This is a genomic window from Hwanghaeella sp. 1Z406 (genome assembly GCF_048892425.1).
Classification (GTDB): domain Bacteria; phylum Pseudomonadota; class Alphaproteobacteria; order UBA8366; family Aestuariispiraceae; genus Pacificispira.
The window spans coordinates 104,076-128,622 of record NZ_JBLZHU010000004.1 but is presented as its reverse complement, the minus strand read 5'-3'; the positions used below and the strand labels follow the sequence as shown (position 1 = coordinate 128,622).

The window sequence follows — 24,547 nt, the reverse complement described above, 5'->3', positions numbered from 1 at the left end:
ATTGCAAGGACAGGACGCTTGAAACTTTATGTATCACGATCCTTCGTTTACCGAAATTCATGACACGCTGACTCACCAGCGATAATACACGCAAGTGGTGGGACAACCCCATAATGTCAAGGAGTATAAAGTGATTGGGGATGGATATCCAGACTTAGATATGGGCATTTATGTGGTATTTTTGCTACCAAGCGCCATAATTTCGATGCGCTTTATTTGTCTAGACTGATAAGAGATAGGCTATTGCGATAAATGGACAGTTTTACCCCGCGCAGCGGTTGCATCGGCAGGGTCGTGGGTCACCAGCAGAACAGGCAGGTTTTGGTCCGATGCATGGTCGAATACAAATTGTCGGAACCGATCCCGCAACTGGCTGTCTAGTTTTGAGAACGGCTCGTCCAGCAACAGCGCATCGGGTTCGGCCAGCAGGGCGCGAAGACAGGCGATCCGCGCGCGCTGGCCACCGGATAATGTGGACGGGTTGCGTGCCCCGAATTCTTCAAGGCCTGCATCCGCCAAGGCGGCGCGAATGCGGTCGCCGCGTTCCCTGCGATCAAGGCCCACCGGCAGACCAAAGGCCAGATTGTCGGCGACGCTTAGATGCGGAAACAGCAGATCATCCTGGAACAGAATGCCAGCCCTGCGGGTCTGAGGCGGCAGGCCTGTTATATCGCGCCCCTTCAGCCCGATTGTGCCCTTCAGGGTAAAGGCAGGATCCAACGTGCCGCAAATTGCAGAGAGTAGTGTTGATTTCCCGGACCCGCTGGCCCCCATGATTGTCGTGACCTGCCCGGGTGGCACATACAGCGATAGGGGGGCAAACAGGCTGGTGCCACCGACAGACAGGCTTACATGGTTCAGGGTCAATCCCTCTGTCACAGTCACAAGCGTTTCTTCCCTGCAAAGGCGGACCGGTGGATCAGAAAGGGTGCTGCCGCCGCAATCGCGAACAGAATCAGCGGCAGAATGGATTGCAGAACAACCAGCGTCCCGATAAGGCGGCGGTCTCCCCCACCCGCCAGGGCGACAGCCTCTGTTGTCAATGTGGTCAGGCGACCGGCCCCGGCAAATATTGTGGGCAGATATTCACCAACGCTGACGGCGAAGCCAACCGCAAAGGCGATCAGAATCGGGCGCAGCAGCATGGGCATTTTGACCTGTCGGAAAATACGCCATGGACTGGCCCCCAGACAGGCGGCCGTTCTGGAAAATCGAGGGTCCAATGCGCGATAGGGTTCTGAGAGTGACAGGAAGATGTAAGGCAGGACAAACAGTAGATGGGCCCAGATCAATCCGGCCCAATGGCCATCGATGCCAACCACCACCATCAATATCTGAGCGCCGAATAGAAAGGCGATCTGTGGCACGATTAAGGGGAGATACAGCAACCACAATGCCCTGTGCGTGGGGCGGCGACCGGTCCTTTGTTCGGCTTCCAGGCATAGCATGACCAGGATCAGGGCAACGCCAGCCGCCGCCAGCCCCACCCATAGTGTTGTCGCCAGGGGTTCCGCCACCCGCCCGAAGCCTTGTCCCCAATTGTCCAGACTCCAGGTGCTGGGCAGTGTGTCGGGAAAGCGCCACCGTTGGGTGAATGACCAGATCACCAGCCCTATCAGCCCGGCAATTCCCAGCCCTGCTGCCAGACTCATCCCAGTCAGGGTCAGTTGTTTAACCCCGTGTGGCACGCGTCGTCTGCCTTTTCGGATCCAGGCCAGGCCCAACCAGGACACGATCCGTTCCCCCATGACCCAAAAGCCAATTGCGGACAGGACAAGCAGGCACTGAATACAGGCCCCCGCTGCGGCCACAAAATTCTGCGACAGGTCTGGATCATTGGCCCAGCGCAGAATCAGAACACCCAAAGTCGGCGAGGGTGTGACCGTCAGGATCAATGCCACATCCACCACGGAGACGGAAAAGGCCAATACGGCAAAAATTGGTAATCTGATTTGCCCATAGAGTTGCGGCAGCACCGTTTTCAGCCATCCGGTCGGACGGTCGTAACCCAGGGATTGCGCAATCTGCATGGATTTTTGCGCCGGTATCTGTCCCAGGGCCCCCAGGGTCATTAGAAACAGGAAAGGTACCTCTTTGATCACCAATGCCAGTACCAGGCTCCAGCCATAGGGGTCCGGTGCCAGGGCCAGATCAGGGGGCCGATCAAATCCTGTCGCCCAGGGGGATATCAGCCGCACGATCCATCCGCTGGGCGCCAGCAGAAAGGCCAACCCCATTGCCATCGCGGCATGGGGGATCGACAGCAGCGGGGCCAGCACGGTTCTGGCCCATTGGAACCAAGTCGTGCCATGAAAGGCCGCGATGAAGTACAGGACCAAGGCTACCGACAGACCGGTCGCTATCAGCCCAGTCACCAGGCTGCGCAGGGCGGCCGTTTCAACGCCTGGATAGCGGGCCAGGGCGCGCCATGGGTCAAACGATAAATGGTCGCCCCCCAAGGCGGGCAGATAGCCAAAGGCGGGCAGCAGTGTCCCAATCAACCCGGCGGCAACCGGCCCCAGAAATATCAACAGGGTCAGGGGTGGGGCGCAGCGGATGCTCAATCCTTTTCGCCACCACCCGGCCTCTGTTTTCGCCGGGATGACATCAACTGCCATACCGCTCCAGCCACTTGTTTTCGATCCGCGTCATCCAACTGGGGTGCGGCTCCGGCAGGGTTGGGCCCAGTTCCGCAGGAGATAGTGTCGCGATGCCGCGGGGCAGGGCATCAAACAGGGCGCGTCCTTCTGGGGCCAGCTTGTCCATGGTCAGCACGGTCATATCACCCCAGATATCGGGATCCTGCTTATGCGCCTGGGCCTCCGGGGACAGCAGGAAATTCGCCAATACCATGGCCCCTTCTTTATGGGCGGCGTTATAGGGGATGGCGACATAATGCGTGTTGCCGATCGTGCCGCCATCCAGAACGAATGTCCGTGCCGTATCAGGCAAAAGTCCCTGCGTGATGGCCGACGATGCGCGCCCGGGATGGAAGGACAGGGCAAAATCAACCGCTCCTTCATCCAGCAGACGGATCAGCGCGTCGTCACCATCGGGATAGTCGCGCCCCTCGCGCCACAGGGCCGGGTGAATTTTGTCCAGATAGGCCCACAGCGGCGCGGTCACAGACTCGAAATTATCCCCCGCTGGCTGCAGCAGGGCATCGGGCGTTTCGACCACTTCATACAAAGCCTGCTTTAGGAATGTCGTGCCCAGAAATTGCGGCGGCGCCGGATAGGTCACGCGGCCGGGATGCGCCAGGGCATAGGCCTGCAATGCCATCATCGTCTTGGGCGGATCCTGAACAATCGCATTGTCATATATGAAGACCAGCTTCGCCTGACCCCAGGGGGATTCCAGCCCCTCGGTCGGGATCGTGAAGTCCAATTCCACGGCGGGATTGGCCTTGGTATCGATCAGGGCGTAATTGGGCAATGTGTCGGTAATCGGGCCGTGCAACAGGGCCTGATCCTTCATCGCCTTAAAATTTTCGCCATTGATCCAGATCAGGTCGACCGACCCGCCGTCATTCCGCCCGGCCGATTTCTCAGCAACCACTTTGCGCACGGCGTCAGCCGTATCTGCCAGCTTCACATGCTCAACGGTTACGCCATAGTCTGCCGCCACACGCTCCCCGACCCAGCGGATATAGGCGTTGATCGCCTCATCTCCGCCCCAGGCGTTCCAATACACTGTCTGACCGCTCGCCTTTTGTTCAATCTGTGACCACTCCTGTGCCTGTGCAGGGGGTATAAGCTGAAATGCGGCCAGCAAACCGACCGCCAGCATGATTTTCTTAAGACCGCTTTCGCTCAACAGCATTCTGGACCCCCCTATGGACTGGTGTTTTTCTAATTGCTACAAGCCTAGTGCAGGCGGGACCTGGATACCAGCACACGGCTGGTCAATTTAGGGTGAACACAGAATTGTGCACTGGCGAAAGCCGTGATAGCGTCGTTTTGCATACTAAGAAGCGACGAGAAAACCGTGTCTCAACGACCATCCTCTTTCCGATCTGATGCGCGACGAAGCTGCGCCGCACCCGCCCCTTGTCTGGGCCGGAGCGGCCTGCGTTGTGCCGATATCGACGGTGCGCGGGGAATGGGACGGTTGAACGCAACCTTTTGGTAACGTTCCAGTTTACACCCCTGACGCCCTCGATTTCCCCTGAGTTAAGATGTTGATTAGAGGACGAGAGCGTCAATGAGATATGCCCTGACAAAAGAAACCGCCGCTGATGCGGCTGATATAGAAACCCTGATGGACCTGGCCTTTGGGCCCGGTCGTCATTCCCGCAATGTGGTGCGGTTTCGTGACCAGCGCGCGCCGATGCCGCAATTCTGTTTCGTCGCCAAGAAATCCAAGGAAATGGTGGCCTCCATCCGGTTCTGGCCGGTTTGCCTGCCCGATGGTCAGGTCGTTCCCCTGCTGGGACCATTGGCCGTGCGCCCGGAACTGCGCGGGCTGGGCATTGGGCGCGGGCTGGTGCGCAAGGGGATGGATGCGGTGCGCCTGTCCGGCGCGCCGGCGATCCTGATCATCGGTGATCCCGGCTATTACGCCCCGTTTGGCTTTCGCGTTGAACCGGTGCGGGAATTGGATATGGGCGGACCCGTCGTTCCCCTGGCGCTGATGGGCATCGAATATGAAGACGGCAGCCTGTCGCGCCAATCGGGCACGGTCACCCCGGTTCCGATCACATGACCAACTGATAAAACGACATCCTGCTTGATTGTGGCACCCTGGCGCGTCTATAACCCGATCTGTCGGCGCGTCAGGGCCACATGCGGGTGTAGTTCAATGGTAGAACGGCAGCTTCCCAAGCTGCATACGAGGGTTCGATTCCCTTCACCCGCTCCAGTTTCCTAGTTCGACAAATCCCTCGCTTATGGCATGCTGCGGCTCTTATCGGGTGCAAAGGAAAAGGCATGAGCGGTTCGTCGCAATTTGGGAAACTGTACACGGCTGTCCTGGTTCAGAAGCTCTATCAGGCCGGACTGATCCGGCGCGTTGTCGATATCGGGGCAGGGGGCGGCACGTATAGCGAATTGCTGCGCGGGCATATGCCAGATTGTGACTGGCACGCCGTTGAAGTGTGGCAGCCCTATATTGATGAGTTCAATCTGACAGACCGCTATGACACGGTGCATCAGGTCGATGCACGTTTGTTTGATTGGGATCAGGTAAAGGGGGCCATCGATCTGGTCTTCTGTGGCGATATTCTGGAGCATATGGAAAAGCAGGAGGCGGAGGCGCTGGTTGATCGCATCCTGACGCATACGCGCTATCTGCTGGTTTCCATCCCAATCGTTCACTACCCGCAGGACGAAATCAACGGGAACCCCTATGAAGTGCATGTCAAAGACGACTGGTCACATGAGGAAGTGGTTGCGACCTTCCCTGACAGTCAGACCGCCTTTTTGCAGGGATCAATTGGCGTCTACATGTTAAGCCGACAGCAAGCCGCGCTGGCCCCGCTGTTGCTGGCCCATCAATTCATCGCGCCGCTGGTTGAGAAGAATTTGAACGACCCATCGGTCTATTGGCAGTAACTGCCAGCCTCTTGTGATCACGGCAGTTGCGGTCGCTTCTAGTGGTATTCAAGGCGTGGTAAATTTCCTACGGTGCGATGCTGACTGCTACTATGCCCAGCAATACTATGCCGACAGCAAATATGCCGATGACGAGACCCCGCTGCCATTTTGATTTCAACACGATCTTTCCTTGCCGCGCATCGACACCGCTTAGCTTTTCTGGCTGGTCGCGGTTATCTTTAGGGTCAGGCTGTTCCGTCGTATTTTCATTTTGTTGGCTCATAATGCTTCCATTTCCTTTCTGAGAATTCGGGATCACCCTTGTTAGACTTCTCTGCGGGCGGTTTCCCATGTTTCCGTCTGTGCAGACCCAACAAGGTTTTCCTGTGCGTCTCTGTTAAGACATCCCCGATCATAGTTGCGCTTGGAATATCGCCAGGCACGAAAGCGATCCTTAAAGTCTGACAGTCAAACGCATACGCTTTCATACCAAAACATAACTATAATTCACAAAAATGGTATTTCTGGTGATAGTATGTTTCGGGCTCTCCTTTCAGAATTCACACAACCAATAAAATAATTTTCATAGGGCTGTCATAAAGACTTTAATAATTACTTAGTAACAAAATTAACTCTGTCAACAAGTGTTATCGTATGAATCGTAGTATGCGTTTAATATATTCTAAATTTTAACTCTTATCCTGAAATTAGGGAATTATCATTCGATAATAAGTTATTTTATCCACAAATTACTGAAAGAAAGCCACTTTGTAATGAAGCGTTATTAAAAGATAACATTGAAATTTCGCAAATGATCAATACGTCTGTATCGACAATCATCGACGAATACTATCGAAGGAGATCAGAATGAGCGCTAAGGATGCATACGAAAAAAAAATAAAGGGTCGCCTGGCTGAATGGCGTGCTGACATAGATAAATTGAAAGCCAAGGCGGATCAGGCCGAAGGGGACACCCAGTTAGCCTATTATAAAGAGATCGAGGCGTTGCGTGCACAGCAGGAAAGTGTGCGCGATAAACTAGATGATCTTCGCGATGCCGGGGATGGTGCCTGGGAAGATATTAAATTGGGCGTCGAAAAAGCTTGGACCGACCTCAGCGATTCAACCAATAAAGCACTCTCCCGCTTTTAGGGAGCCATGGACAACAAGTCTGATCAGCAGCGCTGCTGATCAGGTTCGTTGCGGCTCCAAGAAAATGAATTTTGTCTGACCTGCGATCTAAGCTTCCTCTAAAGTAGGGGGATTCCTCGGATCATTATCTGAGACCAGGTCTGTAATTCCCCAATCCGCAGTGTTGAAGCGACCGCCATGGACGGTGCCTTGTCCGGTGGCCAGCGTCATCTTACGGCTGCGAACATCCTCCTGATAGAGTTTTCGGGACCCCAGGGCGACTTGCTCAGCGATGATTTCGCGGCGGCGTTGGGGCGTCGGGTCGATCTCTTCGGCCAGGGCCTCTTGGATCTGGGGGCCTTCATTGATGCCACCATTCTGCACCGCGATGTCAAAACACAAGGCCCGACCTTGCGGGTCGGTCAAGTCATAGCGATCCGAGTCGCGCTGGGCGATGGACCAGTATTTGGTGCGGGCGCGATCGATCTGGGCATTCTGCGCAGCCTCTGTCACGCCCAGCCTGGCAAAGCCACTGGCCCAGTCTTCCCGCAAATGAAGCTTTTGTGCGCCCAGGCTGATACCGTCGGCCCAGGTGATCTGGTCGGCCCGTGGACGCGTCAGAACATCGCGCAGTTCTGATGCCATCGCCCCGAAGGCCCGGTCCAGCGTGTCTGATGTATTGGAGTCGATGGCGCTTAATACTTTTGCCAATTCCCCGCCAGCCAAAGTGAATCCGATGATGCCCCAGGTGACGCCCGCCCCGTCAAAATTTCCAACAGCCTTTTGAAATCCATGCCCTTCAAAGGTGCTGGTCAGCGCCAGCGCAAGGTCGAAATCCGTGGGTTTTTCGCTGGTTGGAAACAACACCGGCCATGTGTCTTCATCCAAAGCGCCACTGTTAGGCAATCCGCTGTCGTGTTGAAAGGCGGTCAGCGCCGCCTGTGTGCCGCGCCCGAAGATCCCATCAATGCCGCGTGTGGAAAATCCTTGCTGTGTCAGGCCTTCCTGCGTGCGAAACACCAGCGCGCCGCGCACCGGCATGAAGCCGGAGACTGCCCTTCTTGCATAAATCTGTCCCATATACCCCCCAACAACCCGTCATGATAATGCTGGAAACCGTCTAATCATGGGGTTTATAATGAATATTAATTCAAATATCAATATTAATAAGAACAAAAAACAAACTATTGACCAGGAAAATAATGCCCAAACCCGGTCGGGTCGTCCGTGTCAGGGTCTGTCGGGTCGATGCCGTCTGGCAGTTGCCCTGCCAATGCTTCCAGCCTGTCCAGAATGGTGGGAATGTGATCGGGCTGGACCTGCAGAAAGAAATCACCGCCTGGCGCGATACGCATGGCGGGGCCTTTCAGGCAGCGATTCAGGCAGATGATGCGGGACAGCCGCGCATTGATGCGGCGTGCCCGAATGCCCGCTTCCAATGTGTCGGCCAGCGCGTTAGACCCTCGATCCCCGCCACAGCTGGGCTTGTTGCTGCCAACAGGATTAACACAGACCAGCAGGCGATACGGGGATGGGTCCTGCTGTGCCATGACCTTATCCTGCCAGGCCACCAGCCGCGATCCACCAGCCCGGATGGGCCAGGTCCGAGGCGGCCTTCCGGGCCTGGTCGGGGCAGTCATACAGTCCAAAACAGGTGGCCCCGCTGCCCGACATGCGGGATAACAGAATGCCCGGTGACCCGGCTAAATGACCAAGAACCTGACGGATGGAGGGGCAGATTTGCATTGCTGCCTCGGTCAGATCATTGGGTTCCTGCTGCAACGCCTCTGCCAGACTCTGGGCGGTCTTGCCCGGATTGAATGCCAGGGCTTTTTCAGAAAACGGGCCGAACCTTGCCCGAAAGACAGCCGGTGTCTCACACGGGCGACCCGGATTGATCAATACGATGCCAAGGGGCGGTAAGGGCGGCAGGGGGGAAAGATCCTCCCCAATCCCGGTCATGCGACAGGGCTTACTGATCAGACAGACCGGGACATCGGCCCCAAGCGCCAAGGCCAATCGGTTCAGATCCTCCGAAGGCAGGCTCAACGACCAGTGCTGGATCAAAAGGCGTAAAGCCGTTGCCGCATCGGACGACCCGCCACCAATGCCACCAGCCGCAGGCAGGGTCTTGGTCAAGGTAATCTGCGCCCTGGCCTCTATGCCCGCCGCCTGGGCAAGGCGTTGTGCGGCTTTCAACACCAGATTGCTTTCGTCCCTGGGAACCGCATCGGCGAAAGGCCCCTGAACGGTCAGGGTCAGCCGGTCCGCAGCAGAAACATCGATCCGGTCCCCGAAATCCGTGAAGGCGACAAGGCTGTCCAGCAGGTGGTAGCCATCGGCCCGGCGCCCGGTGATGCGCAGGCTGAGATTCACCTTCGCGGGCGCAAGGGCGGAGAGAGGCGGCGAGACTGTGGACATCGGGCTGCGCTATTTGCTGGAGGCTGAATCAACCGCATCCAGGCCCTTTTCCAACTTTTCCTCAACAGTGGCGCGCAGGTCCTCTTCCGGGTCCAGGGTCAAGGCATGTCCCCATTGATAGCGGGCTTCGAAGTATCGGCCCACCTTCCAGTAAGCATCCCCCAGATGATCGTTGATCACGGCTTCTGAAGGCAATAATTGAACCGCCCGCTCCAAGTGGATAACGGCCTCTTCATAATCACCCAATCGATAATAGGCCCAGCCCAGACTGTCGACGATATTGCCATCATTGGCCCTTTGGGCTACGGCGCGTTCGATCATGTCCAGGCCTTCTTCAACATTGATCCCCTGATCAATCCAGCTATAGCCCAGATAATTCAGGACGGCGGGATGATCCGGATACAGTTCCAGCGCCTGTTTCAGGGCTTTCTCTGCGGCCGGCCAGTTGTCTGTCCGCTCTTCGGTGATGCCTAAGAAGTAATACAGGGTCCAGTCGTCCGGGGTTACGGTCTTCACGCGCTCCAGGGCGCGTTTATAATACTCTTTGGCATCTTCAAACTCCCCCTGAATGCGCATGATCAGGCCCAGTTTGTTCAGGGCAGTCAGGTCATCTGGCCGAGCCTTAGCCAGGTTTTCCAGCCAGTCGATCGCGGCATCATCCTGTTTTAACTGGATCATGCTGTCGGCGATCCGCATCTTTGCATCCCAGCTGTAGCGGGAGCCTTCCGGGATTTCATTCAGGACACTGATTGCCGCATCATCCTGTTTCAGGCCTTGCAGCAACACGGCAACCACCATACGGCCGAATTCGTTCTCGGGATCCAGATAAACGCCCAGCCGGGCATAGCGCAAAGCGACCAGGGGCACCTGTCGCTGGATCTGGGATGACAGGTCAATCAGCGCCTCCGCCGCCCCTTGTTGCGGCGTTGCCATGATAGGGGACAGCGTCTTTCCCTCATCCATTTGGGCAATGTCATTGGCAACCAGATCATTATCCGGATGCAGCGCCTGATAACCTTTCAGAAGATCGCTGGCTCCTTGGATATTTCCCTGCATTTGTTTCGCCCGCGCCAGGGCACGGATGATTGCGTTCGGGGCGGCCTCCAGATTATCTGCCGTTGGGGATAACAGCGCCTCTGCCTCGGCAGGACGATTGGCCGCTAAAAAGATCATGCTGGCGTGCAGGTCATGGATCGCCTTGGCCTGTGGGTCCTCATTCAGTCCATCCAGCATCAGGATCGCGGCATCGGCATCGCCCTTTCCAAATTCCGCCCAGGCCGCCAGGATCGGGGTTGAATATCGTGCCATTGCGATGCGACGCGCCGGGTTCAGGACTTTCAACACACGATCCCAGTCTTCGCGCATCATGGCACCGACCGCCAGTGTCAGCGCCGCGATATCAACCTCACTGGGATAGACAACAATCTGGGGGCGCGCCAATTCTATCGCTCGGTCGATGTGCCCGGCATGCAGGTTCGCCAGCATCCCGCGGCGCTGTAACAGCGGATCATCTGGGTCATTGGAAAGAATTTGGTCCAACAAATCAGCCGCGCGTAAAAAATCATTCTCTGTTTCCGCCTGGCCTGCGGCAAGATAGGCCCCATAGATGCTGTGCATCTGTTTCGGTAAGGGGTCATTTGTAACATCCGCCCTGGCGGCAGGGGCCGTGATGGTCGCGGCCATCATCATTCCCAGGCCGCTGAGCAGTGCGCGTGCCGGGAAGGATTTCCACGGCGAGCAACCCGCAGTATGGGAATTGGAAGGGTAAGTGCGTGCTTGATAGCGGGTCATAAATATCTCTTTCGTCCGACAGGCGGGAAATTTAGGGATTCCCAACAGTACTAGACTCATAAGATAGAGAGACTCGTCGTTTCTTGCCACTATGTCTCGTAAATAAGGTGCAACGGTTTGGTCTTTTCTCTCGGATTTGTTTAAAATCATGTAAGAAGGGCATAGTATGCCCTACAGTGGGGTCAAGGACGAAGCGGGCAAATGGACCAGCCTTGCGCGCATTGGGTAGGAATTGAATGTGGACCGATCCGCTCTAGGGGGTGGTTGCGTCTTTATCGGCATTGGGGGGGCTGGCGCGGATTTGCTGACGGTGCAGCGCCCTCTGTGCCATATAATGCGGGCAAGATTGCTCGTGGATAGAGGGAATGAAGGCAGCGCGCTTCATTGGGATTGCGGTTTTTATCTTAACCTGCCTGGGCGGGAGCGTAGGTGCGCGTGCAGAACCCCTCGAACAATTGATCTCTGAAACTGTTGAAAATCATGATCGGGTCCAGGCCAGTCGGGCCCAGGTGGAATCGGCGCGGCAACGATCTCTGGTCGCTTTGGGGGTCTGGTATCCAAATCTGAACCTGACGGCGGGTGTTGAACGCTATCGATTGGAACGCACCGGTCAGGCGACCCAGACCGAACCAGGCCAGGACCTCACAGCCACGATCACGCAATTGCTGTGGGATTTCGGGGCCAGCAATGCCTCAATCGAGCGGTCGCGGCTGGAGTTCACCCAATCCGAAATCGGACTTGTGCAAGTCCGCCAGGACCTGACGGCAGAGGCGATTTCTGCTTACATCAATCTTCTGCGCAGCGCTGAAATAGTCGGGTTTGCGCAACGATCAGAAGAGAACATTCGCAAACAGACCGGGCTGGAAGAAGCACGCATCGAAGCGGGGTCAGGTCTTTCAACTGATTTGCTGCAGGCGAAAACGCAATTAGCAGGAGCCCAGGCCCGTCGTGTCGATGCAGAGGGTAACTACGAATTGGCGCTGAATCGATATCGTGCCGTATTCGGGGATGTTCCCGGTGATCTGGCCGTTATGCCCGGCATTGATATCGACCGCAGCTTTGTTCCCGAAAGCCTGGATGCAGCGCTGCAGCAGGCTTTCAGCGGCAACCCGCAAATTCGATTGACCAGTCTGGATATATCCATCGCGCAACAGGATCGCATTGCCGCCAAAGCAGAAAACTTCACCCCGACATTTGAAATGATCGGCGAGCGCAGCATGCTGAAAAACGATGGTGGCACCATTGGGCGCAAGAACGAATCGTCGATTAAGCTGCAACTTAGCTTCCCCTTTAATCTGGGATTCACCTCCATCAATACATTGCGGGCGGCGCAATCGGATGAAGTGGCTGCGACACGGACCATGGGGGATTTGGAACGCACCATTGAAGAGCGCGTTCGCAATGCCTGGAAACAATTGGAAACGGCGCGCCTGCGGTCTGGATATCTGTTCGATCAGGCCGGCATTGCGCGCGCCTTCCTTGAAGTCGCCATTCAGGAACGCAGCCTGGGTCAACGATCCTTAATCGATGTTCTGGCGGGTGAAACGTCGCTGATCAATGCACAAAGTGATGCGGTTGCTGCAGAGGCGGAGGTGTTATTGGCAATGGTGGAATTGCTGTCCGCTGCGGGCGCGCTGGAATATGATGTGATCAAAACAGTGCCGCGCCCGGATCGCTCTGAAATGCTGGCGCCGATCGCGACCTTGTCTGACCAGATGGCGCCAGACCCGGCAATGGATTTACTGCTGTCCCCCACCGGTCAAGGGGGCACCTTGGATCCGTCGGCCCCGCTTGATCCGTCCCAGATCAATTCCAGTCAGGAAACGGGCCAGGATGGCAGCGTTTTTACGCCGCCCGCCCCACAATCATCCTTAACCGCGCCAACGGAACCCCCAACCTCTGCACTGACCCCCGATGCGCCAAAGGTTCCAGCGGAACCGCCAGCGCAGACTCAGGAAGGCTTGCGCAGCATGTTGGAGGCCCCTCCCAGTTTCGAAACGGACACCGACCCTGTTCCCGATCCTGCCAATGCGCCATCCTTGCCGCGGCCTGATCCGCCCAATGAACCGCCGCGCGCGTCAGTCGAACCGATACCGCAGCCGACAGACCCATCCCCGCCCGAGTCCTCGACGGGTGGGGCTGCAACGGATTCTGACCCCATACCGGACGCGGAAGCTGCACCAAAAGGGGAACTCGACAACCCGCTGTTTAATTGGGCACAATGACCCAGACCCGACCACGGTATGAATGATGGAAGGGACTTTTGGTTTTCGGCCTGTTGGGAGGTCCGCATAATGGGGCGCGCAGAAAATGGGTGAGCTTTGGGCACGGTTGCAGCGCAGACCCACACAGGCAATGCTGATCCTGATCGCATCACTGTTGGCGAATGTTCTGGGGTTGGCCTCTTCGCTTTATGTCATTCAGGTTCTTAATCGCTACGTTTCCCATGGCGTTGATTCGACCTTGTTCACGCTGACCAGCGGCGTGCTGTTGGCGATTCTTTTCGAACTCGGCTTTCGATGGAGCCGTTTGAAGCTTGCGGCCACTTTGTCTGGAGAACCGGATCATAATCTGGGCGTTGGGGCCTATGGCGTCCTGACGACCGCGCGCCTCAGCGATTTGGAGAAAGTTCCATCCGGAGAGCGTCGGGAGGCATTGTCAGGCGTTGAGCAGGTGGAAAGCGCATTTTCCGCCCCGAATATGACAGCAATTTTCGATCTGCCCTTTGCCTTGTTGTATGTGGGCGCGATCTTTCTGTTCAGCCCTATTCTGGCGGGCATTGTGTTCACGACGATATGTGTCGTTGCGATTCTGGGGGTGACCAATCAGATCGTGCTGCGACCCATGAGTAAGAAAATCGCAGAACATCAATCGATTGGGCATGGGCTGATCAGCACAACGACTTCAACAGCGGAAAGTGTCAGGGCCTTTGGTGCGGGCCATCGCTTGATCGAAGATTGGGCAAAGAACCTGCAGGTGGTGCAGGCGTTGCGGCGGCGCTTGGCGCGTCGTCAGGGGGGGCTGCAGTCTTTAACACAAAGTGCGCAGGGCATTATGAGTGTTGCCGTCATCGGTGTCGGGGCGGCGATGGTGGTGCGGGGAGAATTGGATGTAGGCACGATGATTGGTGCCAACTTGCTGGGTGCGCGGGCGTTGCAGCCGGTCACCCGGTTTGCGCAATTGTCAGAAGCGCTGGTCCGATCCCGCCTGGCTATGGATCGTGCACGGGCGCTGGTAGGCCTGCCGGTGGAACCCAGTGAAGGATCCGCCTTGCGCGATTACAGTGGGGCACTGGAAATTCGGGATGTCGCCTATACACCCCCTGGCGCCCCGACGCCCTTGTTTGAGGATCTGTCGATCCGCCTGGACCCGGGCGCCGTGGTCGCGCTGGTGGGGCGCAACGGGGCGGGAAAGACGACCTTGGCCCGATTGATTGCGGGGCTGATCCAACCGGATCGGGGGCAGATTCTGGCCGATGGTGTCGATCTGCGGCAATTGGTGCCCGCATGGTGGCGGCGGCAACTGGTTTATCTGCCACAGGAACCGACCTTCATTAATGGCACCATTCGCGATAATCTGCGCATGCTAAAGCCCGATCTGACCGATGAAGTGCTGGAGGCGATTCTGGAGCGCAGCGGTGCCGCCCGGTTCGTTCACGAGACGGAAAAGGGTCTTGATACCCTGATCACGAATAATGGGATGACCCTGGCCCGGGGGGTGCGCCGCAGGCTTGCCGTGGCGCGCGCACTGGCCTCTGGCGGGCGTTTGGTGATCTTTGACGAACCGACCGAGGGGATGGATGAAGAGGGCATTCGTCAGGTCTACGAATCCCTGATCCAACTGGCCCGGGCGGGTCGGACAATCATCGTTTCATCCCACGATCAGCAGATCATTCGGGGGGCACAGATACTGGTGGATCTGGATGCGAAGCCACGGCCGACCGTTAAGGTTCTGTCCAAGGAAAACCCCGGCGCATCGAAAGATTGGAACGCGGGCGCGCGCGGTCAAAATCCCGCGCCTAAGCCTCGGGCGAAAGCAGCGCAATGAAGCAGGTACAGCGTAGAAACAGGTCGGCATGATGACTGCGAAACAGGATAAATCGCCAATTGAATCAGCCACCGGGGCAGTGGGCTTTATCGTGTTGGCGGGGGCCTTTGTTGTGGCCTTTGCGGTATGGACCTGGTTTGGCAGCCTGGACATCGTCAGCGCCACAGTGGGGGAAGTCGTGCCCGCCAGCCGCGTGCGCCAAATTCAACATCTGGAAGGCGGCATTGTTGCGGATATCCAAGTGCAGGAACGTGAAATCGTTGAACCTGGACAGATCATGTTCGTTCTGGATTCAACCCAGATTGATGCGGAAGTTGCAGAGCTGCGGGCACGTCTGACTGGCCTGCGGATTGAAATTGCGCGTTTGAATTCAGAACTGGCAGGCAGAAGCGATGCTGATTTCCCAGAGGACCTGATAGAACGTGTGCCCGATCAAATTGAGGCGGCCCGCCAATTGATGGAAACGCGGCGCAAGCGACTTGCGGCGGAGTTTAATGTTCAGCGCCAGTTGATCGCCCAGCGTCGTCAGGAAATTGCAGAAGTATCCGCACGTCTTGAAACCGCAGCGGCCACCCGAGGGTTTCTGCAGGAACAGATCAAGATATCCGATACGCTGTTGAAACAGAATATCACCAACCGCATGACCCATATCAACCTGTTGAAGGATCTTGCGACGCTGGAGGGGCGGGTCAAGGAAGACCGTGCCATGGCGCAACGCACGCGCGCAGGCATGGAAGAGGCCCAGGCGAGGCTGACGGAAATTGCCGAGAAGTTTACCGAAGAAGCCCGCGCGCAGTTGAACGCATCAGAACGCGAGTTTCAGGAATTGAGCGAACGTCTGCGGAAATTTGAAGACAGCCAGTCCCGCATGATCATTCGCTCGCCGGTCGCGGGGATTGTTAAGACCATCGCGGTCAGCACGATCGGGGGCGTGGTGCGCGCCGGGGATGTTCTGGCGGAAATTGTGCCTATGGAAGAGCGGCTGGTGATTGATGCCAGAATGCCGCTGGATGATATCGGATTCGTCCGCCCCGGACAGTCGGCACAGATCAGCCTTACTTCCTCTGATGCGGCGCGATTTGGCAAATTGGACGGAACTGTGGTGGGTGTCAGTCCTGATGCATTACTGGATGAAGACGGTGTTCCCTACTACTCGGTGCGCATAGAAACCGCAGCCCAGATGTTCAAAGATGGTGATTTAGAGTATCGTTTGTATCCGGGGATGCGCGTGTCCAGCAGCATCATCATTGGCCAGCGCCGCATAGCCCAATATATTTTAGACCCCTATGTTCGCTCAATGCGGGCTGCACTGCGAGAACGCTAGACTTTTCAGATGTAGTGCTAGCGCTTTGATAATATTTTAGAATTTCTTGTTTCAATTTATGTAATGCGTTCTGGGAAATATGCTCAAATCAGAAAATGCAGAATTTTCTGAACACGGTTTTAAAAAATTATATAAAATTTTACGAAAAATATTATAAAAAATGTGGCAAAGTTAATTGGGCTTCCCATATAAGAGTCGCAATTTTACGGTGTTTTAGGCTAAAATGTAGGGAATTGGGCTAGTAACTGATGTAAACTGCCAAGCGCTCCAATTCGGATTCCGCTGGGAAACGGGGACTAAAATCGATGGCTGATACGATTGAGGATGTTCAGGCTCAAGGGGGGGCGTCCAGCATAGCTGGCCTGCCAACAGATGTTTTTGACAACCTTCTAATCGCGATCTCAGCCGGGGAGAATGTTGAAGAAGCGCTGAATGCGGTCCGCGAGTCCATGCGCGAAGCCGCTATCGATGCCGGGGCCAGCACTGCCGCAGCAGATCAGGCGGCTGATGTTTTTCTTGAGACCTTCCAGAACGAAGTATTTCTTTCGAACCGAGCCCCCCGTGATGCGGTGGACTATGCCGAACAGGCGATGCAGCAATCGATTGACACATTTGACGCTGCGCAGGGTCAGTCTCCGGCAGATGCACTGCTGGCGGCGATTGCTTCCGGTCAGGGCGTAGAAGAAGCCGTTTCCCGGGTCGTTGGCGACATGATTGCTAATGGCGATGCTCCCCAGGACCCCGCCGCTATTGAGGCGGCCTTCTTGTCCGAATTGCAGGAATCTCTGGCGCAAGGCAGCAGCCCGCAAGCGGCGCTGGACTCGGCCTCTGTTGCCGCCGACGCGCAATTGACCAGCCAGCAGCAGGCATCCGTCCCAGTTGAAAATTCCATCCTCTCCTCGTTGGCCAATGGCGACAATGTTGGGGACGCCCTGTCAGATGCCGCCCGTTTGGCCGGTGGCGATGCGAATGCCTTTGCAGATAATCTGGAAGCCGCCTTGTCTCAGGGAATGGGGGCCGATGACGCACTGGCGGATGCGACACAGGCCGCAACGGATACGGCAGCAGCAAAGCAGGCCGGAGAAGTTGATCTGGATGCGGCGGGCCGGTTGGCTCAATCCCTGGCGCAGGGTGAAAATGTTGCCAATGCGCTGCAAGAGGCGGGCGGTGGTGAGGCGTTCGCCGCGACGCTGGAACAGTCTCTGGCCGCTGGGAATGACGCTGGGCAGGCTTTAGCGGAGGCCGATAGTGCTCAACAGCAGCAAGACGCCAATGCGGATGCGCAATCTGTTCCGCTGTCGGCTGCTGATAAATTGGCCGCCGCCCTGGCCAATGGCGCGGATGCGGAAACTCTTGCGCAATTAAGCGGTAATTCTGATTTTGCGGATGCGCTGGAACAAAGCCTTGCATCGGGGGAATCTCCCGTCAATGCAATGAATGATGCCCAGCAAGCGGCACAGGAAGCCGCAGCAGTCGCGCAGGCCCAGGACGTGCCCTTGTCCCCTGCGGATCAATTGGCGGCATCCCTGGCTTCTGGTGATAATGTCGATGACGCCATGGCGAATGCCGGTCAGGGCGATGCGTTCGGGGAGGAACTGATATCCTCTCTGGCGGATGGTCAGGCACCCGGCGATGCATTGGCCGGGGCAGCGGATGCGCAACAGGCAGCAGATACGACCAGTCAAAATCAATCCGTGCCTTCTGATCCCGCCGCAACCGCATTGGCGCAAGGGGGCGATGCCGCAAAAGATGTTAATCTGGCCCAGGCCGTCGCCGATGCGACCGGCACGACCGGCGGTGAAACGACGGATCAGGGCAGCCAGACTCAGGCTGGACAAGAACAGGCTGGACAAGAACAGGCTGGACAAGATCAGGCTGGACAACAGCAAACCGCGGATGGCGCAGCCACTGGCGATACCGGCACATCGCAACCTGCCGCGACGACAACGGCAGATTCGTCGGGTCAGCCATCTGGTGGAAACACCGGGCCTGCGACATCACAACAGGCCAGCACGGACCAAGCCGCCCCTCAACAGACGACAAGTGACGAAGAAGCTGCCCCCTCTCAGGAGACGCAACAGCAAGTCGCCTCTGAGGATACCAAGACCGAGACCGGTGAAGATGGCGCGGATCCACAAACCGAGTCCGATACTGCGGAATCCGTTGAACAGGTTGCCCAGGGCCCTGGCGAGGGCGAAAATTCCGACACCGCCACCGGCGATGATGAGGCAACGGGTCAAGGCGTGACCGAAACCATTCAGGTGGCGGATGCTGGGACCGGGACCGAAGAACAGGGGAACACCCAGAATCAGACTGAAGACCCTGCGCCGGAAGGGGGCGGGTCCGATCAGCCAACGGATGAAGAAATCGCGGCCTTGCAGGAGATTGAATCCGCAGCCGGTGGGAATACGAATACCAATAATTCGTCGCCGCGTGGGCCAAATTTTGAGAATAACCTCAATCCAGGACCGTTCGGCAACACCACGCCGTCCTACACGCCCAGCAGTTTTGGCCCGTCGACAACGACCACGCCGACACGGACGACATCCCAGACAACATCACAGGATACGGCACCGACCCAGACCACAACGCCGGTTAATCTGAATCCCATTGTGACCAGCGATACCGGGGCCGGGACCGAAAACCAGACCTTGTCCCTGTCTGTCCTGAGCAATGACTACGATCCGGATGGTCAACCTTTAACCATTACCGCAGCCAGTGTGCCACAAGGCAAGGGTACCGTTCAAATCGCCGGACCTGTGGTGACATTCAACCCCGGAACCGATTTTGATGATCTGGACGCCGGGGATACGGAAAGCATTACAATTTCCTATACCGTGTCTGATGGGGTTGGCGGGTCTGCCTCCAGCACCGTTTCTGTGGTCGTGACGGGCACAAACGATGTGCCGGTAATTGATCTGGCGGACAGCACCGTGACAGGTGCTGCGACGGAAGCAACCGATAATGCGGAGCCCGGTGATCCCGATTTGACCGCTGCTGGAGAGCTTAAATTCATCGATGTGGATGCGGATGGCACGCATACAGTAAATGTCACCCCCTCGTTTGGCGTCGCGGGGATTTTGACTGCAGCGATCACAACACCGGCTGTGGGTGCGACGGGCACTGTTTCCTGGGATTACACAGTGCCAGAGGGAAGTTTTGATTATTTGACCACTGGCGAAACGGCGACGGAAGTCTTCCGTGTCACCGTGACCGATGATCAAGGAACGACAGCGTTCCAGGATATCACCGTTACGATCACCGGGACCAATGACAGCCCGATTGCCGTCGCGGATGTCAGTTCAACGTCTGAGAATACGGTCAAGACGATTGATGTTATCGCCAATGATACGGATGTTGATAATGCGACGGCGTCCCTTTCTTTGACGGCGGCTTCCGTCGCCCCGGGGCAAGGCACGGTCAGCATCGTCGGCAATCAAATTCAATACAATCCTGGCACTGACTTCGAATCCCTTGCGGTTGGTCAACATGCGGTCGTGCAGATTTCCTACACGGTAACCGATCCCGGCGGATTGACGTCTGTGTCCACCGTCGATGTGACCGTGAATGGCAGCAATGATGTGCCCTTGGTTGCTGGCCCGATTGCTGTCGCACCTGTGACTGAAGATAGTGGTTCGCTCGCAATCGACCTGCTGACAGGGGCCAGCGATATTGACGATGGGACAAACCTGGACACAGCCTCGGTTGCTGTAACATCCGATGATGGCCATATCGTTTCTTTCTCCATCGACAATGACACCGGACAATTGACGATTAATTCCAGTCAATTCGGATATCTGGATGATGGGGAACAGGTGGCACTGTCTGTCACTTATAACGTAGTTGATGGTGACGGGGGCTCCGTGCCCAATACCGCCAGTGTGGTGGTCACCGGGGCGAATGATGCACCGCGTTTCGTGACGACGGGTGTTACAATCACCAATGAAAATTTTGAATCCGGTGCGAATGGCTGGTCGGATACGACCGTAACGACGGTTGATGGATTAACCCAATTCCTGGGGAATTTCGGTCAGGGCGGCGCGACAGAAAAAGCCTTCATCATTCCAAATGGGGCAAATGGCGTCAGCTTCAGCTTTGATTTCTACGAGATGGATTCCTGGGATGATGAAACCTTCACGGTTTCGATCAATGGCGATCCGATCCTTCAAAAAGTCTTCGGGCAGGTCGGGGATCAAAGTGATGCGAATTTCACGCTGAAAACGCTTGAGGATGCGGATTTAGGTCTGGCCGCATTTAATGATCAGGTTTACGGCGTAAGATTTAGCCTGAGCGCGGCGCAATTGGCTGCGTTCCCAGATGACGGGCTGGGGAATAAGATCGTTACGCTGGGCTTCAGTTCCACGCTGAACCAAGAAATTGGTGACGAAAGCTGGGGCGTCGATAACCTTCGGATATCCACGAATGTTTCGGCGAATGCAGCCGGTTTTGAAGACACAACCATCGCCATTAACGGTTTGAAAGTTGGGGATGTCGACGGCGACGACCTGACTGTCACGGTTGATGTTCCAGACGGTATCCTGGATTTAACCGATGGGGGCGCAGGGGCCACGTTGCAAAACAGTGGGTCAACTTCTGTGACCGTTTCCGGTACTGCCGCGCAGATCAATGCGGCCCTGGCGACCCTGACCTATACGCCAGAAGACAATGCCAATGGATTGGTTCCAGTCAGCCTGTCTGTGAATGATGGGACGGTCACGACCAATTCCAGTTTTGATATCATTGTCGCCCCGATTGAGGATGCGACGGTCATTTCTGCGCCGGAAGTCCTGAATGTGACCGGTGTTGGCTCCAATGGTGACGATGCCAGTTTCTCCTTCGCCATAGCTGAAAATTTCAACACATTCCCGACGACGCAAGGGACCGTAGAGCTTTGGCTGAAAACAGCCGACCAGGCAGGCGCTGTTGCTTCCTATGCAGTGCCGGGGTCTGCCAATGAGTTATGGATCACCCTGACGGGCGGCGATATCAACATTTGGCTGAATAATACCAATCTTGAGACGATCACGACCGTCAATGTGACCGATGATGCCTGGCATCATCTGGCGCTGTCCTTTGGGCCAAATGGCGGGGATACGGTGTTTTATGTGGATGGCAATCCTGTTGCGACCCTTCCGGCGACAGCAGCCCTAGAGGCGGGGGGAACCTTAGTGTTGGGCGCAGATCAGGATGCGGTTGGCGGTGACTTCCAGTCGTCGCAAGCGCTGGACGGTCAGATTGATGGCGTGCGCATCTGGGATTCTGTGCGCAGTCAGGCGGAAATCAATGCGGTCATGGGGCAGGAATTGGATCCTGCAATGAATCCTGATCTGATTGCGGATTACCGGATGGACGGCTCTATGGTCAGTGCGGTGGATGGTGCCCCTGACCTGGTTCTCAACAATGCCAGCCTGACCTCTGGTGGGGTTAATGCGATTTCTGGATTGGAAGATCAGCCGATTTCTCTGGCGGATATCGATATCGCAAATGTTGATGGCGACGTATTGACGGTAACCCTGACCAGTGCTCAGGGATCGATTTCCGCCAATGCTGGTGGCGGGGGCGCGTTTATTGTGCCGTCGGGGAATGGTGTCTCAATTACAGGCCTTGCAGTGGATGTTCGCGCGGCGATGGATACGGCCAGCTTTACCGGCGATCCAGGCTTTTTTGGCACGGCCAATGTGGATATCACCGTTAATGATGGCGGCGTGACACCGGTTGTCAGCACTGTCGCGGTACAGGTTCAGGAAATCCCCAATGTCGCGCCAATCGTAACGGCCGTTCAGAACTCGACCGGGGCCCTTATACAGGATGGGGTCGACAGCAAATCCACCATCGCCCATTCGGCCGCCTTGGATTTCGGCGGGGCAACCCCGATGTCGGTCGAATTACGGATCAAGACTTCTGATGATGTGAACAGATTGCAGACCCTGTTTGATAAGTCAGACACCAATGTGGTCGATTCCTCACCCTTTAGGCTGCATATGGCGGATGGTGCCATTCGCGTCTGGAATGTCAGTGTTGAACCGTCGACCCCTCCCAACATACTTCAACCAAACACATGGTATGATATTGGCGTCACCTATGACGGGGCCAATTTGAAAATTTACATCGACGGTATCCTGATGTCCGATGCCCCCTTCACCATGGGGCCTTCAAATGACAGCCCCTGGAATATCGGTGATGACAATATTGGCAGCCGGGATTTTCAGGGTCTTATCGATGATCTGCGTGTTTGGGATGTGGCCTTGTCTGAAGAGGAAATCCAATCCCATATCGGCGCTGAAATTGCCGATCCACCAAATGAGCCGGGCCTGGTGGCGCTGTATAATTTTGAAGGATCGTTTAACGGCGAAGTTCCGGACCAGACCGGCAACAGCAATCCCGTCGTCCTGAGCGCTGGCAGCAACATCGTGCCCTTGTTGACGGTTGCAGAGGGTGATGTCGCAAACAGTTCACTGCTGGCCAGTGACGGGAATGGCGATCCGCTCAGCTATTCTGTGCTGACCAATGCCAGCAATGGATTTGTTGTGGTCAATCCGGACGGTACTTTTGCCTATACCCCCAATCCCAACTATGTCGGAGGGGATGAATTCACCCTGCAGGTATCGGACGGTCAGGGCGGCGTCACAAATCAACAGATCGCGGTCAATGTCACGACCCCATTCCTCAACAATACACCTCCGATGGGTCATGGTGACAGTGTTGTACCCAGCGCCAACTTTACCGGTGCAAATAGCTATGTTGATGTGCCCCCCTCGCTGGTTAACGGAATGACAGCAGGAACCATCGAAACCTGGGTCTATCTGGATAGCAACACCCAGGCACGGATATTCTCTCAACAGGCGAATTTCACCAATACGATGGCACTCTTGTCTGTGGAAAACGGCGCCGTGACCTACAAATCCCATAATGGCAGCGGAACCATCACCAGTTCGGCGTCACTGAATACCGGTGAGTGGCACCATATTGCGGTGACTTTCACGGCGGCTGAGGCAAATCTGTACATTGATGGACAACATGACTCTACTCTTGCCGGTTCTGGCGGAATAGGATTTTCGATTCCGCCGGTTACGGAATCTTTGGTGAATAATGCTTCCATCGGGGCTCTTATCTGGGATGGTGGACAGCAGTATATGGATGGTCAATTAGCTGAGTTCCGTATTTGGGACACGGCACGTACGGCTCAACAGATTGCGGACAATTATCTGGTACAGGCGGATGGTGCGGAAAGTGGACTTCGCGCGCTGTATGATTTCTCAGACCCCATTACGAATGGAGACCCGGTCACCGATCATGCGGGAACGTTTGATGGGGTCTCCCATGACGTAGATTCCGACATTGCCTCTATTCCCGGCTTTGGCGATAGCATTGATTCGCAGAATGCCTTTGCCTTTGATGGAACCAATGCGGTTTATATTGATCACAACGCCGCGCTGGATCCTGGCAATGGCAGCCTGACCGTAGAGGCCTGGTTCTACTGGGCCGGGTCGGCTGCGACCAATGATCTGGATTACCTTGTATCCAAGGGGAATACGCAGAATTCCGATGATATCGGCTATTCTATCCTGATCGACGATGACACATTGCTGGTGCGCACTGCGACGCTTGATCCTGGCAGCAAGGGGGAATCCGAAATTTCCCTGACCGGCCTGAATGAGGGCTGGCATCATGTTGCCATGGTCATTGATCAGTCTGGCGCCACCAGCGAAATTCGAGGGTATCTGGATGGGGATGGATCGGGCTGGAGCACCGAGCCGGGTTATTCCAGCACATTCAACAATGGCGCGATCACTACCGCCGAACCCTTGGCACTTGGTGCCCGCAGCGATGGGCTGGGTGAAAATTATGAAGGGGCGCTGGATGATGTCCGTGTTTGGAACACGGCGCGCAGTGAGGCGGAAATTCAACAATCCATGACACGGGAATTGACGGGCGGGGAAAATGGCCTTGTCGGCTATTGGACCTTCAACGAGAATTCAGGCAATACCGTTCTGGATAGTTCCGTAAATGGTATCCACGGGACGGTGACCGGGGACGATGGTCGTGAGAATATGGTAGACTTTTCCGTCAGCAGCGCTGGAAACTACAAGGGTCTGCTGTTGGGCGGCGATGTGGATGGCGATCATCTGTCTTATGCGATTGCGGCGGGACCAGATCATGGGTCGTTGAATCTGGATGGAAACACCTTTGTCTATTCTCATGATGGGTCGCCTACAGGTCATGACACCTTCACGGTGGAGATTTCCGACGGAACAGATACAATAACCCAGCACATTGACGTGACGGTTGTCTAAAACGG

At 56.1% G+C, this 24,547-nt stretch carries 15 protein-coding genes and 1 tRNA gene; 8 read left to right on the top strand and 8 right to left on the bottom strand.

Going from position 1 to position 24,547, the window contains the following annotated elements; all coding sequences use genetic code 11:
- Nucleotides 1-240 precede the first annotated feature (240 nt).
- Genes ACOSDR_RS09960 through ACOSDR_RS09950 form a run of 3 tightly spaced genes read right to left on the bottom strand, consistent with a single transcriptional unit; the run spans nt 241 to nt 3,822 of the window.
- Entirely contained in the window at nt 241-885 is a 645-nt protein-coding gene (locus ACOSDR_RS09960; protein ID WP_420722750.1) for an ATP-binding cassette domain-containing protein, read from the bottom strand.
- The gene (locus ACOSDR_RS09955) at nt 882-2,618 is read right to left on the bottom strand and encodes an ABC transporter permease (protein ID WP_420731125.1); all 1,737 of its coding nucleotides are present in this window, start codon (nt 2,616-2,618) and stop codon (nt 882-884) included. The genes ACOSDR_RS09960 and ACOSDR_RS09955 overlap by 4 nt, the downstream gene beginning before the upstream one ends.
- The gene (locus ACOSDR_RS09950) at nt 2,608-3,822 is read right to left on the bottom strand and encodes an ABC transporter substrate-binding protein (protein WP_420731124.1); all 1,215 of its coding nucleotides are present in this window, start codon (nt 3,820-3,822) and stop codon (nt 2,608-2,610) included. Before ACOSDR_RS09950 ends, ACOSDR_RS09955 begins: the two co-directional genes overlap by 11 nt.
- 381 nt (nt 3,823-4,203) lie before the next feature.
- On the opposite strand from ACOSDR_RS09950, the gene ACOSDR_RS09945 reads away from it, so the two are divergent.
- The 3 genes from ACOSDR_RS09945 (at nt 4,204) to ACOSDR_RS09935 (ending at nt 5,552) form a co-directional block, all read left to right on the top strand.
- Entirely contained in the window at nt 4,204-4,704 is a 501-nt protein-coding gene (locus tag ACOSDR_RS09945) for a GNAT family N-acetyltransferase (RefSeq protein WP_420731123.1), read from the top strand.
- Between the two features lie 82 nt (nt 4,705-4,786).
- A tRNA-Gly gene (locus ACOSDR_RS09940) sits at nt 4,787-4,860 on the top strand.
- Nucleotides 4,861-4,928: 68 nt separating this feature from the next.
- The gene (locus ACOSDR_RS09935) at nt 4,929-5,552 is read left to right on the top strand and encodes a class I SAM-dependent methyltransferase (RefSeq protein WP_420731122.1); all 624 of its coding nucleotides are present in this window, start codon (nt 4,929-4,931) and stop codon (nt 5,550-5,552) included.
- A gap of 67 nt (nt 5,553-5,619) precedes the next feature.
- Here the strand turns inward: ACOSDR_RS09935 and ACOSDR_RS09930 are convergent, their stop codons facing one another.
- A complete protein-coding gene (locus ACOSDR_RS09930) occupies nt 5,620-5,817 on the bottom strand; it encodes a hypothetical protein (protein WP_420722755.1) in 198 nt (65 codons plus the stop codon).
- A 584-nt stretch (nt 5,818-6,401) separates the two neighbouring features.
- On the opposite strand from ACOSDR_RS09930, the gene ACOSDR_RS09925 reads away from it, so the two are divergent.
- A complete protein-coding gene (locus tag ACOSDR_RS09925; RefSeq protein ID WP_420731121.1) occupies nt 6,402-6,686 on the top strand; it encodes a coiled coil domain-containing protein in 285 nt (94 codons plus the stop codon).
- 87 nt (nt 6,687-6,773) lie between these two features.
- Here ACOSDR_RS09925 and ACOSDR_RS09920 read toward each other — a convergent pair whose 3' ends face one another.
- From ACOSDR_RS09920 to ACOSDR_RS09905, 4 genes are all read right to left on the bottom strand, one after another.
- Entirely contained in the window at nt 6,774-7,745 is a 972-nt protein-coding gene (locus tag ACOSDR_RS09920) for a peptidoglycan-binding protein (protein WP_420731120.1), read from the bottom strand.
- Nucleotides 7,746-7,849: 104 nt separating this feature from the next.
- Nucleotides 7,850-8,215, bottom strand: coding sequence for a (2Fe-2S) ferredoxin domain-containing protein (locus tag ACOSDR_RS09915; protein ID WP_420731119.1), 366 nt, complete (start codon nt 8,213-8,215; stop codon nt 7,850-7,852).
- A 4-nt stretch (nt 8,216-8,219) separates the two neighbouring features.
- Nucleotides 8,220-9,086: a 4-(cytidine 5'-diphospho)-2-C-methyl-D-erythritol kinase gene (locus ACOSDR_RS09910; RefSeq protein WP_420731118.1), complete on the bottom strand. Its 867-nt coding sequence runs from the start codon at nt 9,084-9,086 to the stop codon at nt 8,220-8,222.
- A gap of 9 nt (nt 9,087-9,095) precedes the next feature.
- Nucleotides 9,096-10,877 carry a tetratricopeptide repeat protein gene (locus ACOSDR_RS09905; protein ID WP_420731117.1) on the bottom strand — a complete coding sequence of 594 codons (1,782 nt, stop codon included), beginning with the start codon at nt 10,875-10,877 and terminating at the stop codon, nt 9,096-9,098.
- Nucleotides 10,878-11,242: 365 nt separating this feature from the next.
- On the opposite strand from ACOSDR_RS09905, the gene ACOSDR_RS09900 reads away from it, so the two are divergent.
- From ACOSDR_RS09900 to ACOSDR_RS09885, 4 genes are all read left to right on the top strand, one after another.
- Nucleotides 11,243-13,102 (top strand): TolC family protein, encoded by a 1,860-nt coding sequence (locus ACOSDR_RS09900; protein ID WP_420731116.1) that lies wholly within the window; start codon nt 11,243-11,245, stop codon nt 13,100-13,102.
- 85 nt (nt 13,103-13,187) lie between these two features.
- The gene (locus tag ACOSDR_RS09895; protein ID WP_420722764.1) at nt 13,188-14,924 is read left to right on the top strand and encodes a peptidase domain-containing ABC transporter; all 1,737 of its coding nucleotides are present in this window, start codon (nt 13,188-13,190) and stop codon (nt 14,922-14,924) included.
- A 28-nt stretch (nt 14,925-14,952) separates the two neighbouring features.
- Nucleotides 14,953-16,248 carry an HlyD family type I secretion periplasmic adaptor subunit gene (locus ACOSDR_RS09890; protein WP_420731115.1) on the top strand — a complete coding sequence of 432 codons (1,296 nt, stop codon included), beginning with the start codon at nt 14,953-14,955 and terminating at the stop codon, nt 16,246-16,248.
- A gap of 305 nt (nt 16,249-16,553) precedes the next feature.
- A complete protein-coding gene (locus ACOSDR_RS09885) occupies nt 16,554-24,542 on the top strand; it encodes a LamG-like jellyroll fold domain-containing protein (protein ID WP_420731114.1) in 7,989 nt (2,662 codons plus the stop codon).
- The last annotated feature ends 5 nt before the right edge of the window (nt 24,543-24,547 follow it).